This window comes from Pseudomonas sp. GNP013 (assembly GCF_054343995.1).
This window is the reverse complement of the sequence record NZ_JBTGUT010000001.1, coordinates 2,648,660-2,662,491: the sequence shown is the minus strand read 5'-3', so window position 1 is coordinate 2,662,491 and position 13,832 is coordinate 2,648,660. Positions and strand designations below refer to the sequence as shown.

General features: G+C 62.0%; 13 protein-coding genes. 4 read left to right on the top strand and 9 right to left on the bottom strand.

Annotation, left to right across the window (positions count from 1 at the left end; translation table 11 throughout):
* The first annotated feature begins 53 nt into the window (after positions 1–53).
* Positions 54–839: a sulfite exporter TauE/SafE family protein gene (locus tag ACXX81_RS11610; protein ID WP_057010206.1), complete on the top strand. Its 786-nt coding sequence runs from the start codon at positions 54–56 to the stop codon at positions 837–839.
* Positions 840–1,341: 502 nt separating this feature from the next.
* On the opposite strand, the gene ACXX81_RS11605 is transcribed toward ACXX81_RS11610, so the two are convergent.
* The gene (locus tag ACXX81_RS11605; protein WP_458571714.1) at positions 1,342–2,580 is read right to left on the bottom strand and encodes an acyl-CoA dehydrogenase family protein; all 1,239 of its coding nucleotides are present in this window, start codon (positions 2,578–2,580) and stop codon (positions 1,342–1,344) included.
* Positions 2,581–2,679: 99 nt separating this feature from the next.
* On the opposite strand from ACXX81_RS11605, the gene ACXX81_RS11600 reads away from it, so the two are divergent.
* Both ACXX81_RS11600 and sfnG read left to right on the top strand, forming a co-directional pair.
* On the top strand, positions 2,680–2,820 hold the full coding sequence (locus tag ACXX81_RS11600) for a hypothetical protein (protein ID WP_209981468.1): 141 nt from the start codon (positions 2,680–2,682) through the stop codon (positions 2,818–2,820).
* 28 nt (positions 2,821–2,848) lie between these two features.
* A complete protein-coding gene (sfnG, locus tag ACXX81_RS11595) occupies positions 2,849–3,934 on the top strand; it encodes a dimethylsulfone monooxygenase SfnG (RefSeq protein WP_209981470.1) in 1,086 nt (361 codons plus the stop codon).
* A 14-nt stretch (positions 3,935–3,948) separates the two neighbouring features.
* Here sfnG and map read toward each other — a convergent pair whose 3' ends face one another.
* Complete coding sequence (gene map / locus ACXX81_RS11590; RefSeq protein WP_458571713.1) at positions 3,949–4,704, bottom strand: type I methionyl aminopeptidase; 756 nt, start codon at positions 4,702–4,704, stop codon at positions 3,949–3,951.
* A gap of 308 nt (positions 4,705–5,012) precedes the next feature.
* On the opposite strand from map, the gene ACXX81_RS11585 reads away from it, so the two are divergent.
* Positions 5,013–5,276 carry a DUF1652 domain-containing protein gene (locus tag ACXX81_RS11585; RefSeq protein ID WP_209981473.1) on the top strand — a complete coding sequence of 88 codons (264 nt, stop codon included), beginning with the start codon at positions 5,013–5,015 and terminating at the stop codon, positions 5,274–5,276.
* Positions 5,277–5,348: 72 nt separating this feature from the next.
* Here ACXX81_RS11585 and ACXX81_RS11580 read toward each other — a convergent pair whose 3' ends face one another.
* The 7 genes from ACXX81_RS11580 to ACXX81_RS11550 all read right to left on the bottom strand — a co-directional run bounded on the left by ACXX81_RS11580 (position 5,349) and on the right by ACXX81_RS11550 (position 13,642).
* Positions 5,349–6,287, bottom strand: coding sequence for a carbohydrate kinase family protein (locus ACXX81_RS11580; protein WP_458571712.1), 939 nt, complete (start codon positions 6,285–6,287; stop codon positions 5,349–5,351).
* 12 nt (positions 6,288–6,299) lie between these two features.
* Entirely contained in the window at positions 6,300–7,781 is a 1,482-nt protein-coding gene (gene xylB, locus ACXX81_RS11575; protein ID WP_209981477.1) for a xylulokinase, read from the bottom strand.
* 76 nt (positions 7,782–7,857) lie between these two features.
* Entirely contained in the window at positions 7,858–9,339 is a 1,482-nt protein-coding gene (locus tag ACXX81_RS11570) for a mannitol dehydrogenase family protein (RefSeq protein WP_209981479.1), read from the bottom strand.
* A gap of 18 nt (positions 9,340–9,357) precedes the next feature.
* Positions 9,358–10,461, bottom strand: coding sequence for an ABC transporter ATP-binding protein (locus ACXX81_RS11565; protein ID WP_209981481.1), 1,104 nt, complete (start codon positions 10,459–10,461; stop codon positions 9,358–9,360).
* A gap of 24 nt (positions 10,462–10,485) precedes the next feature.
* Positions 10,486–11,316: a carbohydrate ABC transporter permease gene (locus ACXX81_RS11560; RefSeq protein WP_003233033.1), complete on the bottom strand. Its 831-nt coding sequence runs from the start codon at positions 11,314–11,316 to the stop codon at positions 10,486–10,488.
* Between the two features lie 10 nt (positions 11,317–11,326).
* Positions 11,327–12,217: a carbohydrate ABC transporter permease gene (locus ACXX81_RS11555; protein ID WP_057009372.1), complete on the bottom strand. Its 891-nt coding sequence runs from the start codon at positions 12,215–12,217 to the stop codon at positions 11,327–11,329.
* Positions 12,218–12,370: 153 nt separating this feature from the next.
* Positions 12,371–13,642 carry an ABC transporter substrate-binding protein gene (locus ACXX81_RS11550; RefSeq protein WP_458572583.1) on the bottom strand — a complete coding sequence of 424 codons (1,272 nt, stop codon included), beginning with the start codon at positions 13,640–13,642 and terminating at the stop codon, positions 12,371–12,373.
* Positions 13,643–13,832 lie beyond the last annotated feature (190 nt).

Below are 13,832 nucleotides of genomic sequence, written 5' to 3'. Positions count from 1 at the left end.
AAGAAAAATCGCTATCCTGCCGCCAGAAATTTATAAGGCCGCAGGTAGCGTTAATGGATGTGGGAAATATTGGTTTTGTGGTTGCCGGCCTGATCGTGGGGTTTATCGTGGGCATGACCGGCGTCGGCGGGGGCTCGCTGATGACGCCGATCCTGTTGTGGTTTGGCATCAACCCGGCCACCGCCGTGGGCACCGACCTGTTATACGCGGCCATCACCAAGTCCGGTGGCGTGCTGGTGCACAGCCGGAACAAAAACATCGACTGGACCATCACCGGCTGGCTCACCCTGGGCAGCGTGCCGGCGGTGTTGCTGACCCTGTGGTTCCTCGCCAGCCTGCACACCGACCCCACTGCGATGAACGCGGTGATCAAGCAGGCCCTGGGCGTGGTGCTGCTGCTCACGGCCCTGGCGATCCTGTTCAAGCAACGCCTGTTGGCCTTCGCCCAGCGCCATGCCGGCGATGATTACCACATGAGCCCGCGCAACCTGAACGGGCTGACGGTGGTCACCGGCGCGATTCTCGGCACCATGGTCGCGCTCACGTCCATTGGCGCAGGCGCCCTCGGCACGGTGGCGCTGTTTATTCTTTATCCGTTCCTCGCCACGCGCCGTCTGGTCGGCACCGAAATCGCCCATGCCGTGCCCCTGACGCTGGTCGCAGGTCTTGGCCATGCGAGCATGGGCAACATGGACTGGCACCTGCTGGGCTTTTTGCTGATGGGCTCGCTGCCGGGCATTTACCTGGGCAGCCACATGACCGGCAGGATCCCGGACGGCGTATTGCGCCCGTGCCTGGCGATCATGTTGATGGCCGTCGGCTACAAACTCGCGTTCTAACCAGCACACCCTTCAAGTGTGGGAGTGAGTAGGCCCAGGCAACCACACTCCAATGGCGAGCGGGCCCGTTGTGGAGAACGGGCCTGTCGTGGCGAGCGGGCTTGCCCTAATGCCGTTCAGTTAAGCGCAGCTCCCCTGTGGCGAGCAGGCTTGTCCTGCGTTGGGCTGCGTAGCAGCCCCAAAACCAGACGCTGAGCCGTATCAGGTACACCGCGTTTTGCTTGATTGGGGGCGCTTCGCACCCCAATGCGGGGCAAGCCCCAATGCCGTTCAGTTAAGCGCAGATTCCCTGTGGCGAGCAGGCTTGTCCTGCGTTGGGCTGCGCAGCAGCCCCAAAGCCATCCTCTGCGCAGTGTCAGGTACACCGCATGTTCCTTGATGGGGGCGCTTCGCACCCCAACGCGGGGCAAGCCCGCTCGCCACGACAGGCCCGCTCGCTGCGACAATCGCGCTCGCCACAGAGGTTCCAGGTCGAGCTTCCAGCATTCGATCCTGTAGGGTTTCAGGCTTGTTTCGGGCCATTACCGATCTGCCACACGAACGGCGGTTCGCTGCCGTTGATCACCCAATCGCCGATAATCCGCGCCTTGTAGATCACCGGGTTGTGTGACGACACCGTGCGTGCGTTGCGCCAGTGCCGGTCCAGCGCCTTGCCCTGACGCACATCCGAGGCGCCCAGCGCATTGAACAATTGGCTGGTGGCGCGCTGGATCAGTTCCGAGACCACCACCTGCGCCGTCGCCGATTCAATCTCGGCGGCCACATTGGCGTCACGCTCTGCGGCATCGTCTCCGCCGAACCGTGCCAGGTAGGCGCGTTGCGCCGGCACCGCCGCTTTCAGCGCGCTGGCCTCGGCGGCATACACGAGCGCGGCGACTTCACCCACCACCTGTTGCACCTGCGCGTCCTGGCTGACATGCGCGGCATTGCCATGGCTATAGATGCGTTTACGGTCACGCACCTGCCGGGCCACATCATTGAGCGCCGCTCGGCCGATGCCGGCCAGGGTTGCCAACAGGACTAACTGGTAGAACGCGGTCTGGTATTTGAAGCGGGTGGCAAAGTCGATCACGTCCTGCGCTTGCACCACCGCATCGGTAAACCGCGTGGTGCCGCTGCCGGTGGTGCGCTGGCCGAAACCGTCCCAGTCATCGCTTTGCACCACGCCGGGCTGGCGAGTGCGGGTGGCGGCGATCACGTCGCCGCCTGTATCGCTGCGCCGCGCATACACGTCGATCCAGTCAGAGAAAATACTGCCGGTGCTGTAGAACTTCTCACCATTGAGTGTCCACTGCTCGCCGTCGGGGCTGACCTGGGTGACCACATCGCCAATCGCCACCGTGCCGATTTCGGTCCAGGCGCAGCCGACGATATCGCCGTCGACAAACCGTTTGAACCACAGGTCGCGCCCGGCGCTCGGTGGTGCGTTCAGGCGGTCTTCGGCAAACGCAAAATGCCCGCGCAGGGCCTGGGGCACGTTGGAGTCGGCAGCCGCCAGCTCGATCAGCAGTTCAAGCAACTGCGGCAACGAGGCGCCGCCGCCGCCATATTCCACCGGCACGCGCACTGCGCCGAAACCGGCCTGCTTGAGCCACTGGATCGGTTCATGGGGCAGGGTGCGCGTGTGTTCGCGCTCAAGCGCGCCCTCGGCGATACGTTCAAAGATCGGCCGGAAACGGGCGGCCAGTGTCGGGTAGTCGACGCCGATGGACAACGGGTTGATGACGTGGTGTTCGGTCATGGGGGACGGCTCCTGGGCAGTGATCATGTGCCAGGGGGATTGCACACTCCGTGCCGGGTGCGACAGCCCGTGTTTACGGGGGGCAGGTGCCATTGACTGTTGCGCCAGCAACAGTGGATCGACAAACCGGCGCAATCGGTGACAGTGTCCGGTGGCTATGCCCGGTGCCCGTTTTACGGGCGCAACCCTTGTGCGCCGGGCCTTTACCGAGGCCTGGCACGCTTGCTGCTCAAGGCTTGATACATCCCTGTGTGCGAGGAACCTCAAGATGAGTCAGCAAGCCGTGAAATTTGCCTATTGGGTGCCTAACGTCAGCGGTGGGCTGGTGGTGAGCAAGATCGAACAGCGCACCCACTGGGGCATCGACTACAACCGCAAACTGGCGCAACTGGCCGAAGCCGCCGGCTTCGAATATGGCCTGACCCAGATCCGCTTCACGGCGGGTTATGGCGCCGACAACCAGCACGAATCGGTGGCATTCAGTCACGCCCTGCTGGCCGCGACCACCAAACTCAAGGTGATTGCCGCGATCCTGCCGGGCCCCTGGCAGCCGGCGCTGGCGGCCAAGCAATTGGCGACCATCGACCAGCTCACCAACGGCCGCATCGCGGTGAATATCGTCAGCGGCTGGTTCAAGGGCGAGTTCCAGGCCATCGGCGAGCACTGGCTGGAGCACGACGAACGCTATCGCCGCTCCGAAGAATTCATTCGTGCGCTCAAAGGCATCTGGTCGCAGGACAATTTCACTTTCAGAGGCGACTTCTATCGCTTCGACAACTACACCCTCAAGCCCAAGCCACTGGGCCAGCCGGAAGTGTTCCAGGGCGGCAGCTCGCGGGCCGCGCGGGACATGGCGGCGCGGGTGTCGGACTGGTACTTCACCAACGGCAACACGCCCGAAGGCATCCAGGCCCAGGTCAACGATATTCGCACCAAGGCCGCGGCCAACAACCATTCGGTCAAGGTGGGTGTGAACGCTTTTATCATTGCCCGCGACACCGAAGAAGAAGCCCGTGCGGTACTTGCGGAAATCATCGACAAGGCGGACCCGGAGGCAGTCAACGCCTTTGGCGATGCGGCCAAACAGGCGGGCAGGGCCTCACCGGAAGGCGAGGGCAACTGGGCCAAGTCCAGCTTTGCCGACCTGGTGCAGTACAACGACGGCTTCAAGACCAACCTGATCGGCACGCCACAGCAAATCGCCGAGCGCATCGTGGCGCTCAAGGCGGTGGGTGTGGACCTGATACTGGCCGGGTTCCTGCACTTTCAGGAAGAAGTCGAGTACTTCGGCCAGCGCGTGCTGCCCCTGGTGCGTGAGCTGGAAGCCAAGGCCGGCATCAAACAGGTGGCCTGAGGTGAACGCGGGGGTCAGGGCAGGGCCTGCAAGGTCAGCACCTCGAACCCCTGCGCCGTCACCGCGACGGTGTGTTCCCACTGTGCCGACAGGCTGTTGTCCTGTGTCACGACCGTCCAGCCATCCTTGAGGTTGCGTACCTTGGCGCTGCCCTGGTTGAGCATCGGCTCGATGGTGAACACCATGCCTTCACGCAATTGCAGGCCGGTGCCGGGGCGGCCGACGTGCAGGATCTGCGGTTCTTCGTGCATGTCGCGGCCGATGCCGTGGCCGCAGTATTCACGCACCACGCTGTAGCCGTTGGCTTGCGCATGGCTCTGGATCGCGTGGCCGATATCGCCCAAGTGTGTGCCGGGTTTGACCTGGCGAATACCTTCCCACATCGCCTCGAAGGTCTTATCCACCAGCCGCCGTGCCTTGGGCGCCACGTTGCCGATCATGTACATCTTGCTGGAGTCGGCAATAAAGCCGCCTTTTTCCAGGGTGATGTCGATATTGATGATGTCGCCGTCCTTGAGCACGTCCCTGGCATTGGGCATGCCGTGGCATACCACCTCGTTGATCGATGTATTGATGGAGAAGGGATAATCGTATTGCCCAAGGCTGGCCGGGCGCGCCTGCAGGTCGTTACGGATGAAGGCTTCGACGGCGGCGTCTAGTTCCAGGGTGGAGCGGCCGGCGGCGACGAAGCCGTCGAGCAGGGTAAACACCTCGGCCAGCAGGCGCCCGGCTTCGCGCATCACGGCAAGTTGTGCGGGAGTTTTGATCATTGTCTGCGGGACGACCTCAGGGTTAAAAGTTTGCTATATATTTCTGCAAGTTTAACCTGTTTAACCGAGTTTGCCGGGTTAAACGTTTAATCGAAGTCGTTCGGCGATAATTCAGGGCACTGTGATAGTTCCAGATTCAGTTATGTAAACGACGCCTCAGCTTATGAGGAAAAGTTACAACGCGCGTCAGTTTTGCCGAGTACGCTCATTAAGTGAAAGCGTCTTCCAGGGTTGGCAGGACGCGGCGGGGACCTGCCCGTCAGACACATAACAATCAGTTGGCAGTCTCATAAAAGGAGAGGTTAGCCATGCTTTCGGAACTGGAACTACGCAGCATTATTGAAGGAAGTTTTCTGCCCAAGCGGTGTGAATGCATTAAAGCCGAAGACGCGTCGCTGACGATCAAAGTGTATGACGAGCGTGATCGTGACCGAGTGGATCTGGAAGTCAAAGGCATCAATGCCGACAAGCTCGACAGCAGCCGCGCCATTTGCAACCTGATCACCGGGTTGCGCGAAGACCTCAAGCACACGCAGGAACCTGTCAAACGTATGGGGTCGATTTACCGATGACCCGCAGGCTCGGTTAAGCGCCGAGCCCCTGTCAGAACGGCGGTTGCCGTTCTTTTTTTTGCCCGGGCAGGCTCAGTCCAGCTGCAGACGGTACGGCAGGTCGGGCCCAGTCCGGGTGCAGGTCAAGGCCGAGGCGCGAATCGCAAAGCCCAGCATCGCGTCGATCTGTTCGCGCGTCAGCTGGTGCAGGCCTTGCACCGAGTCCAGTTGATGCTCGGTCAACCAGGCAATCAACGCAGCCTGGAAGGTGTCGCCGGCACCTACGGTGTCGGCCATCACGATCTTCATCGCCGGTTGCGACCAGGTGCCATGCCGGCGGCTGAACACACTGGCGCCGTCGCCGCCACGGGTGAGGAACACCAACTGGCAGCGGTGTTGCAACCAGTCCTGCAGCACGCTTTCCGGTGATTGGTCGGGGTAGAGCAGGTGCAGGTCTTCGTCGCTGACCTTGATCAGGTCGGCATGCTGCGCCAGTTGCGCCACGCGCTCGCGCCACAGTTGGATATCCGGCTGCGGGTTGAGGCGCACGTTGGGGTCCAGGCTGATCAGGCGCTTGCCGCTTTCACGCTTGACCAACTCGAGCAGGGTATCGCCAATCGGCTGCACCACCAGCGAAAACGAACCCACATGCAGCCCGCGAATTTCATCGCCCAATTGTGGCAGGTGGTCGATTTCCAGCAGGCGGTCGGCGCAACCCTCGCCGCGGAAATTGTACTGCGGTGAGCCATTGGCCCCCACCGCAACCATCGACAGGGTGGTGGGCGCGGCGAACTCCAGCAGAAACCGCTCGCTGACGCCTTCGTCCTTGAGCACCTGCAACAGGCGGCGTCCCAGAAAGTCGGTGGACAGCCCGCCAAACAGCCCGGCCTCGATGCCCAGGCGGCGCAGGCCGACTGCCACGTTGAACGGCGAGCCGCCGGCAATCGCCCGGTAATTGAGCTTGGCAGCCTGCCCGCCGACCTCTTCCTCGCTGAAAAAATCAAACAGCGCTTCACCACACACCAGATACATAGTCGTTCGCTCTTAAAGGGTTGCCACGTGCTGTTGATAGCGTTCGTAAGCCTGCTGACAGGCAAGGACATTGGCCGCCACCGGCAACGTGCGGCTGGCCGGGTCGACGCTGACGCATTTGTCGCACAGGCTGGCCAGGGATTCGCCGCTCTGGCACCACGCCGCCTGGATCGCCGCGCCGAGGGCGGCGGCTTCGGGTTGTTCGGTGCAAATCACTTCGGTGTTCATGATATCGGCAACCATCTGCCGCCACACCGGGCTTTTCGAGCCGCCGCCGATAAGGCGGATACGCTGGCTTTGCAGGCCGGTTTCGCGCAGCAGGTCGAGGCCGTAGCGCAGGCCGAAGGTGGTGCCTTCGACCACCGCGCGGCACAGGTTGGCGCGGGTCAGGTTGGTCATGGTCAGGCCGTGCAGGCTGCCGGTGGCATGGGGCAGGGCGGGTACGCGCTCGCCGTTGAGAAACGGCAGCATGCTCACGCCGTCGGCGCCAATCGGAGCCTGCGCGACGAGGGCGTTGAAGGCCGCCAGGTCCAGCTCGAACAGCTCGCGAATCACTCCGGTGGCGTTGGTCAGGTTCATGGTGCAGATCAACGGCAGCCAGCCGCCGCTGGAAGAGCAGAAAGTCGCCACCGAGGCCTGGGGGCTGATGTTGGGCTGATCCGAAAAGGCGTAGACAGTGCCCGATGAGCCCAGGCTCATGGTGATCACGCCCGGCGCGATATTGCCGGTGCCAATGGCGCCCATCATGTTATCGCCGCCGCCGCTGGAGACGATGGCGTGGGGGTTGATGCCCAGGCGTTCGGCGATGGCGGGGAGGATCGTGCCCACGGCCTGGTCGGCTTCGATCAGCTCGGGCAGGGCCGCTTCCAGGCGACCGCTGGGGTCGATGTGTTTGAGCAGCGCAACATCCCATTCACGGGTGCGCACGTTGAAATAACCGGTGCCCGACGCATCGCCGTATTCCGCCACGGCACGCCCGGTCAGCCAATGGTTCAGGTAGTCGTGGGGCAGCAGGATATGGGCGATGCGGCTGAACACATCCGGGTGCTGTTCGCGGGTCCACAGCAGTTTGGACAGGGTGTAACCGGGCGCAATCGCCACCCCCAGGCGCTCCAGCGAACCGCGTTCGCCGCCCAGGTGTTGCAGCAACCGGTCATTTTCAGGTGCGGTTTCGGTGTCGCACCACAGCTTGGCCGGGCGCAGTACCTGGCCCTCGTCGTCGAGCAGCACCAGGCCGTGTTGCTGGCCGGAAACGCCGATACCAAGGATGTCGCGGCCGTCCACGCCGGCCTGTTGCAGGGCGCGGTGGGTGGCTTCGGTGAACGCATCCAGCCATTCCTGGGTGTGCTGTTCGCGGCGGCCATTGGCGCCGCTGATCAGGGTATGTGCGGCGGCGCCCAGACCCAGCACCTTGCCGGTGGCCGCGTCGAGGACAATGGCCTTGGTGCCCTGGGTGCCGCAGTCGATGCCGAGGAACAGGTTTTGCTGGGTCATGAGGGAGTGCTCAGCAGTTTTATTATTGGATTGAAATGCGGTCAATGTGGGAGGGAGCAAGCCCCCTCCCACAGTTTTAAGCCGGTTTCTTCAGGAGGTTTTGCAGGGTTTCAGTGACGCCATGATCGCGCAAACTTGCATAACACCGCTCGAACGCTGCCACAAACGCGGGTGAGTTGGGAATAGCCTTGCCGAAAATCTCTTCCACCCCCAGCAGTCGCTGGCTGATCAGCGCGTCGTCACTGACCAGTGCCTGGCAGAACTCGGCACGCGGATCCGGGATTTTGTAGCTCACACCGTTCTCATCCACGCCCTTCAAGTACAACGCCCAGGCTGCGACCACCAGTGCTGCCCGCTCGGTCTCACGGCCATCGGCAATCAAACGGTTGATGGTCGGCACGGTGAACTTGGGAAACTTCGACGAGCCATCCGAACACACGCGCTCCAGTTGATCGGCAATCGCCTGGTTGGAGAAGCGGTCCACCAGCGTCTGTTTGTACGCGGTCAGGTCGATGCCCGGCACCGGCGCCAGGTTTGGCGTGACGTCCAGGTCCATGTAGGCACGCATGTACGCCACAAACACCGGGTCATTCATGGTCTCGTGCACAAACCGGTAACCCTTGAGAAAGCCCAGGTAGGTCAGCGCCAGGTGGCTGCCGTTGAGCAGGCCGATCTTCATTTCTTCATAGGGCGTGACGTCATCGGTGAACTGCACCCCGACTTTTTCCCAGGCCGGGCGGCCGTTGACGAAGTTGTCTTCCAGCACCCACTGCACAAAGGGTTCGCACACCACCGGCCAGGCATCGTCGATGCCGTGCTCGTCGTGCAGTTGCAGGCGGTGCGCGCTGCTGGTCATGGGCGTGATGCGGTCGACCATGGCGTTGGGGAAACTCACGTTGGCCTTGATCCAGTCGTGCAGGTCGGCATTGTGCAGGGCGGCGAACGCCAGCAGCGCCTTGCGCGTGACGGCGCCGTTGTGCGGCAGGTTATCGCAGGACATCACGGTAAACGCCGGGGTGCCGGCGGCGCGGCGTTGGCTCAGCGCCGCGCAGATAAAACCGAACACGGTGGTCGGCGCCGCAGGGTGGGCCAGGTCATGCTGGATCTGCGGCAGGTGCGCCATGAACTCGCCGGTGCTGTCGTCGATGCAGTAGCCGCCTTCGGTGATGGTCAGCGAGACGATGCGAATGGCGGGGTCGGCCAGTTTGTCGATCAGCGCCTGGGCGCCGTCTTCGGCCAGCAGCATGTCGCTGATCGAGCCGATCACGCGCACTTCGGTGTCGTCGGTGTCGCCCAGTTCATAGAGGGTGAACAGGTAATCCTGGCCGGCCAGGTCGTCGCGGGCCTTGCGGTCCTCGGCCCGCAGGCCGACGCCGCAGATGCTCCAGTCCAGGCCAACGCCGGTATTCATCAGCGCATCGGTGTAATACGCCTGATGCGCGCGGTGGAAACCGCCTACGCCGATATGCGCGATGCCCTGCGTAGTGCTGGCAATGGCGTAGGCGGGGATTTTCACTTGCGGCGCCAACAGGGTGAGGTTCTGCTTATTCAGTTTCATCAGAAGATACTCGCGAAATCAGGCGGCAGCGCGCAGTGGGCGGGCCACGGCCACGCCGTCGGTGTCGAACAGGTGGCAGTGCGCCGGGTCGAGGTGCAGGTGCAGCGTCTCGCCGTATTGGCTGGCCATGTCGCCGCGAATCCGCATTGTCAGCGGCTCGCCTGTTGAGGTGATGACGTGGCAGAAGGTGTCGCTGCCCAGGCGCTCGCCGACGTCGGCGATGACGGTCAGGGTGGTCTGGCCCGCTGCGGCGATTTCCAGGTGTTCCGGGCGAATGCCCAGGGTCACCGCGTTGCCGACGCTGAGGGTCGGGCCGCTGAGTGGCAGGTTGATCAAGGTGCCGGCGTCCAGTTGCACTTCACAGCTCTGCGATTCGACCCGCGTGACCTTGCCCTTGAGAAAGCCCATTTTCGGTGTGCCGAGGAAACCCGCCACAAACAGATTGGCCGGCTGGTGATAGAGGTCCAGCGGCGAGCCGACCTGCTCGATGCGCCCGCTGTTCAACACCACCACCTTGTCGGCCAGGGTCATCGCTTCCACCTGGTCGTGGGTCACGTAGATCATGGTCGCCTGCAGCTCCTTGTGCAGGCGCGCCAGTTCCAGGCGCATCTGCACGCGCAGCGCGGCATCGAGGTTGGACAGCGGTTCGTCGAACAGGAAGATCTTCGGGTTGCGCACAATCGCCCGGCCAATCGCCACGCGCTGACGCTGACCGCCGGACAGTTGCTTGGGCTTGCGCTCAAGCAGAGGCCCGAGCTCGAGGATGCGCGCCGCTTCGCTGACCTTGCTGTCCACCAGCTTCTTGTCGACGCCGGCCAGGTCCAGGGCAAACGACATGTTCTTGCGCACGCTCATGTGCGGGTACAGCGCGTAAGTCTGGAACACCATCGCCAGGTCGCGCTTGGCCGGGGTCACTTCGGTGATGTCGCGCCCGTCCAGTTCGATGGTGCCTTCGCTCACTTCTTCAAGCCCTGCGATCAAGCGCAGCAGGGTGGACTTGCCGCAGCCCGAAGGGCCGACGAACACCACGAATTCCTTGTCGTTCACTTCCAGGTCGATGCCTTTGATGATCGAGAAACCTTCGAAGCCTTTTTGCAGATTCTTGATTTTCAGGTTGGCCATGAGATGGGCCTCCGCTTGCAATTATTATTTGACGGCGCCGAAGGACAAGCCACGCACCAGCTGCTTCTGGCTGATCCAGCCGAAGATCAGGATGGGCGCACAGGCGAGGGTCGAGACGGCGGACAATTTGGCCCAGAACAAACCTTCGGGGCTGGAGTAGGAGGCGATCAACGCCGTCAGCGGCGCTGCGCTGGAGGAGGTCAGGTTCAACGACCAGAACGCCTCGTTCCAGCACAGGATCAGCGACAGCAGCACCGTGGAGGCCAGGCCGCCCTTGGCGATCGGCAGCAGCACGCGAACCATTTCCTGCCACAGGGTGGCGCCGTCCAGGCGCGCGGCTTCGAGGATGTCCTTGGGAATGTCCTTGAAGTAGGTGTACACCATCCACACTACGATCGGCAGGTTGATCAGGGTGTAGATGATGATCAGCGCGATGCGCGTATCCAGCAGGCCAAAGCTCTTGGCCAGCAGGTAGATCGGCATCAGCACGCCCACCGGCGGCAGCATCTTGGTGGACAGCATCCACAGCAGCGTGCCCTTGGTGCGTTTGGTTTCATAGAACGCCATGGAGTAGGCGGCCGGTACCGAGATCAGCAGGCACAGGGCGGTGGCGCTGAACGAAATGAGTACCGAGTTCCACGCGTAGGCGAAGTAGTTGCTGCGTTCGTTGATGTGCAGGTAGTTCTCCAGCGTCGGCGTGAAAATGAACTGCGGCGGGGTGGCGAACGCGTCGATTTCGGTCTTGAAGCTGGTCAGCACCATCCAGAAGATCGGGAAGAAAATCAGGATCGCGATGGCCCAGGCCAGCGTGCCAAGCAACAGGCTTTGCAGGCGGCGGGATTGTTGAAGCGTCATGGCGCGGCCCTCAAGGCTTGTCAGTCAGGTTTTTGCCGATCATCCGCACCAGGATGATCGCCGCGATATTGGCGATGACCACGGCGATCAAGCCGCCGGCCGAGGCCATGCCCACGTCGAACTGCACCAGCGCCTGGTTGTAGATCAGGTAGGCGAGGTTGGTCGAGGCGTAACCGGGGCCGCCGTTGGTGGTGGTGAAGATTTCGGCGAACACCGAGAGCAAAAAGATCGTTTCGATCATCACCACCACCGCAATCGGGCGGGCCAGGTGCGGCAGGGTCAGGTGCCAGAAGATCGCGATGGCGCCGGCACCGTCCAGGCGCGCGGCTTCCTTTTGCTCCTGGTCGAGGGACTGCATGGCGGTCATCAGCAGCAGGATGGCGAAAGGCAGCCATTGCCACGACACAATGATGATGATCGACAACAGCGGGTAGTGCGCCAGCCAGTCCACGGGTTCGGCGCCGAAGAACTTCCACACGGCGGCGAGAATCCCCGACACGGGGTGGAAAATCAGGTTCTTCCAGATCAGCGCACCGACGGTGGGCATGATGAAAAACGGCGAAATCAGCATCACCCGCACCAGGCCACGGCCGAGGAACTCACTGGCCTCAAGCAGGGCACTGATCAACACGCCAAACACCACGCTGATCAACAGCACGCTGCCCACCAGCAACAGGGTGTTGGTGGCGCCGGGCAGGAACCCCGAGTCGGTGACGAAATAGGTGAAGTTCTCCAGCCCTACGAACTGGTTTTCACCGGGGTAGAGCAGGTTGTAGCGGATCAGTGAAAAGTACAGGGTCATGCCCAGCGGTACGATCATCCACAGCAGCAGCAAGGCCACCGAAGGGCTGACGAGAAACCAGCCAGGGTTGGCCAGACGGTTTTTGGGTGTTGTATTCATGGCAATCAGGACCAGTGCGGAGCATGAATCGGAGTGCGGTCAGTGTGGGAGGGGGCTTGTTCCCGATAGCGGTGTATCAGTTGATGAATCAGTTGGCTGATCCACTGCTATCGGGAGCAAGCCCCCTCCCACATTTACTGTGGTATTCCCAGTTTATTTGGGATAACCCGCCCGCTTCATTTCACGCTCGGTGGTGGTCTGCGCGGCAGCCAGTGCCTGGTCGACCGTCTGCTGACCGGTCAAGGCACCGGAGAAGAACTTGCCCACTTGCGTACCAATCGCCTGGAACTCGGGAATGGTGACCAGCTGAATCCCGATATACGGCACCGGCTTGAGGGTCGGCTTGGTCGGGTCGGCGACTTTCAGCGATTCCAGAGTCACCTTGGCGAACGGTGCGGCCTTCATGTACTCATCGCTGTAGGTCGAGGCGCGCGTGCCTGGCGGTACATTGGCGATGCCGTCCGTCTTGGCGACCAGTGCGCCATATTCCTTGGAGGTTGCCCAACTGGTGAACACCTTGGCGGCGTCCTTGGCCTTGGAGCTGGTTGGAATCGCCAGGCTCCAGGAGTACAGCCACGAGGTGCCCTTGTCGGTTTTTTCGTGGGGGGCGAAGGTGAAGCCGACATGGTCAGCCACTTTGCTCTGGGTCTTGTCGGTGACGAACGAGCCGGCCACGCTGGCATCGACCCAGATCGCGCACTTGCCGCTGTTGAACAGCGCCAGGTTTTCGTTGAAACCGTTGCTCGAAGCACCCGGCGGGCCGGATTTCTTCATGTTGTCGACGTAGAAGTTCAGCGCGTCCTTCCACTCGGGGCCGTTGAACTCGGGCTGCCACTTCTCATCGAACCAGCGCGCTCCGTAGCCGTTGGCCAGGGTGGTGATCAGCGCCATGTTCTCGCCCCAGCCGGCCTTGCCGCGCAGGCACAGGCCGTACTGCTCCTTGGACTTGTCGGTGAGTTTGGCCGCGTATTCGCCGATCTGGCTCCAGGTCGGGTGCTCGGGCATGGTCAGCCCGGCGTCCTTGAACAGGTCGGTGCGGTAATAGGTGATCGAGCTTTCGGCGTAGAACGGCAGGGCGTACAGCGAACCCTTGACCGACAAACCGTCACGCACCGAAGGGAATACATCATCCAGGTCGTAGGAAGCCGGCAGGTCCTTCATCGGCTCCAGCCAGCCCTTGGCGCCCCACAGTGCAGCTTCGTACATGCCGATGGTCAGCACATCGAACTGCCCGCCCTGGGTGGCGATGTCAGTGGTGAGGCGTTGGCGCAGTACGTTTTCTTCGAGCACCACCCAGTTTAGCTTGATCTCCGGGTGCTCGGCCTCGAAGGTTTTCGAGAGCTTTTGCATGCGGATCATGTCGCTGTTGTTGACGGTGGCAATGGTCAGGGTCTGGGCGCCGAAGCTGACGGCGCTGAGGGTCATGCAGGTAGAGACAAGCAGTGCTTTCGCTGTGAACTTCATCGCGCACTCCATTTCCGCGCCCAGAGGGCTGCAGAAGGACAGTTATTGTTGTTGTGTCTTCCTACAGGTAGTCAGGAAGAGTGTGCGTTGATTACAGCCCTGAAATGCGCTTGTGACAAATCCTTGGGTGCACGTTCGCTGATACTTTTTT

Bases quoted from the DNA above. Each gene is read 5' to 3' on its own strand.
- sfnG (WP_209981470.1), top strand. From the start codon at position 2,849: ATGAGTCAGCAAGCCGTGAAATTTGCCTATTGGGTGCCTAACGTCAGC.
- ACXX81_RS11565 (WP_209981481.1), bottom strand. From the start codon at position 10,461: ATGGCCAACCTGAAAATCAAGAATCTGCAAAAAGGCTTCGAAGGTTTC.
- ACXX81_RS11570 (WP_209981479.1), bottom strand. From the start codon at position 9,339: ATGAAACTGAATAAGCAGAACCTCACCCTGTTGGCGCCGCAAGTGAAA.
- ACXX81_RS11550 (WP_458572583.1), bottom strand. From the start codon at position 13,642: ATGACCCTCAGCGCCGTCAGCTTCGGCGCCCAGACCCTGACCATTGCC.
- ACXX81_RS11555 (WP_057009372.1), bottom strand. From the start codon at position 12,217: ATGAATACAACACCCAAAAACCGTCTGGCCAACCCTGGCTGGTTTCTC.
- ACXX81_RS11610 (WP_057010206.1), top strand. From the start codon at position 54: ATGGATGTGGGAAATATTGGTTTTGTGGTTGCCGGCCTGATCGTGGGG.
- xylB (WP_209981477.1), bottom strand. From the start codon at position 7,781: ATGACCCAGCAAAACCTGTTCCTCGGCATCGACTGCGGCACCCAGGGC.
- ACXX81_RS11580 (WP_458571712.1), bottom strand. From the start codon at position 6,287: ATGTATCTGGTGTGTGGTGAAGCGCTGTTTGATTTTTTCAGCGAGGAA.
- ACXX81_RS11585 (WP_209981473.1), top strand. From the start codon at position 5,013: ATGCTTTCGGAACTGGAACTACGCAGCATTATTGAAGGAAGTTTTCTG.
- ACXX81_RS11605 (WP_458571714.1), bottom strand. From the start codon at position 2,580: ATGACCGAACACCACGTCATCAACCCGTTGTCCATCGGCGTCGACTAC.
- ACXX81_RS11560 (WP_003233033.1), bottom strand. From the start codon at position 11,316: ATGACGCTTCAACAATCCCGCCGCCTGCAAAGCCTGTTGCTTGGCACG.
- map (WP_458571713.1), bottom strand. From the start codon at position 4,704: ATGATCAAAACTCCCGCACAACTTGCCGTGATGCGCGAAGCCGGGCGC.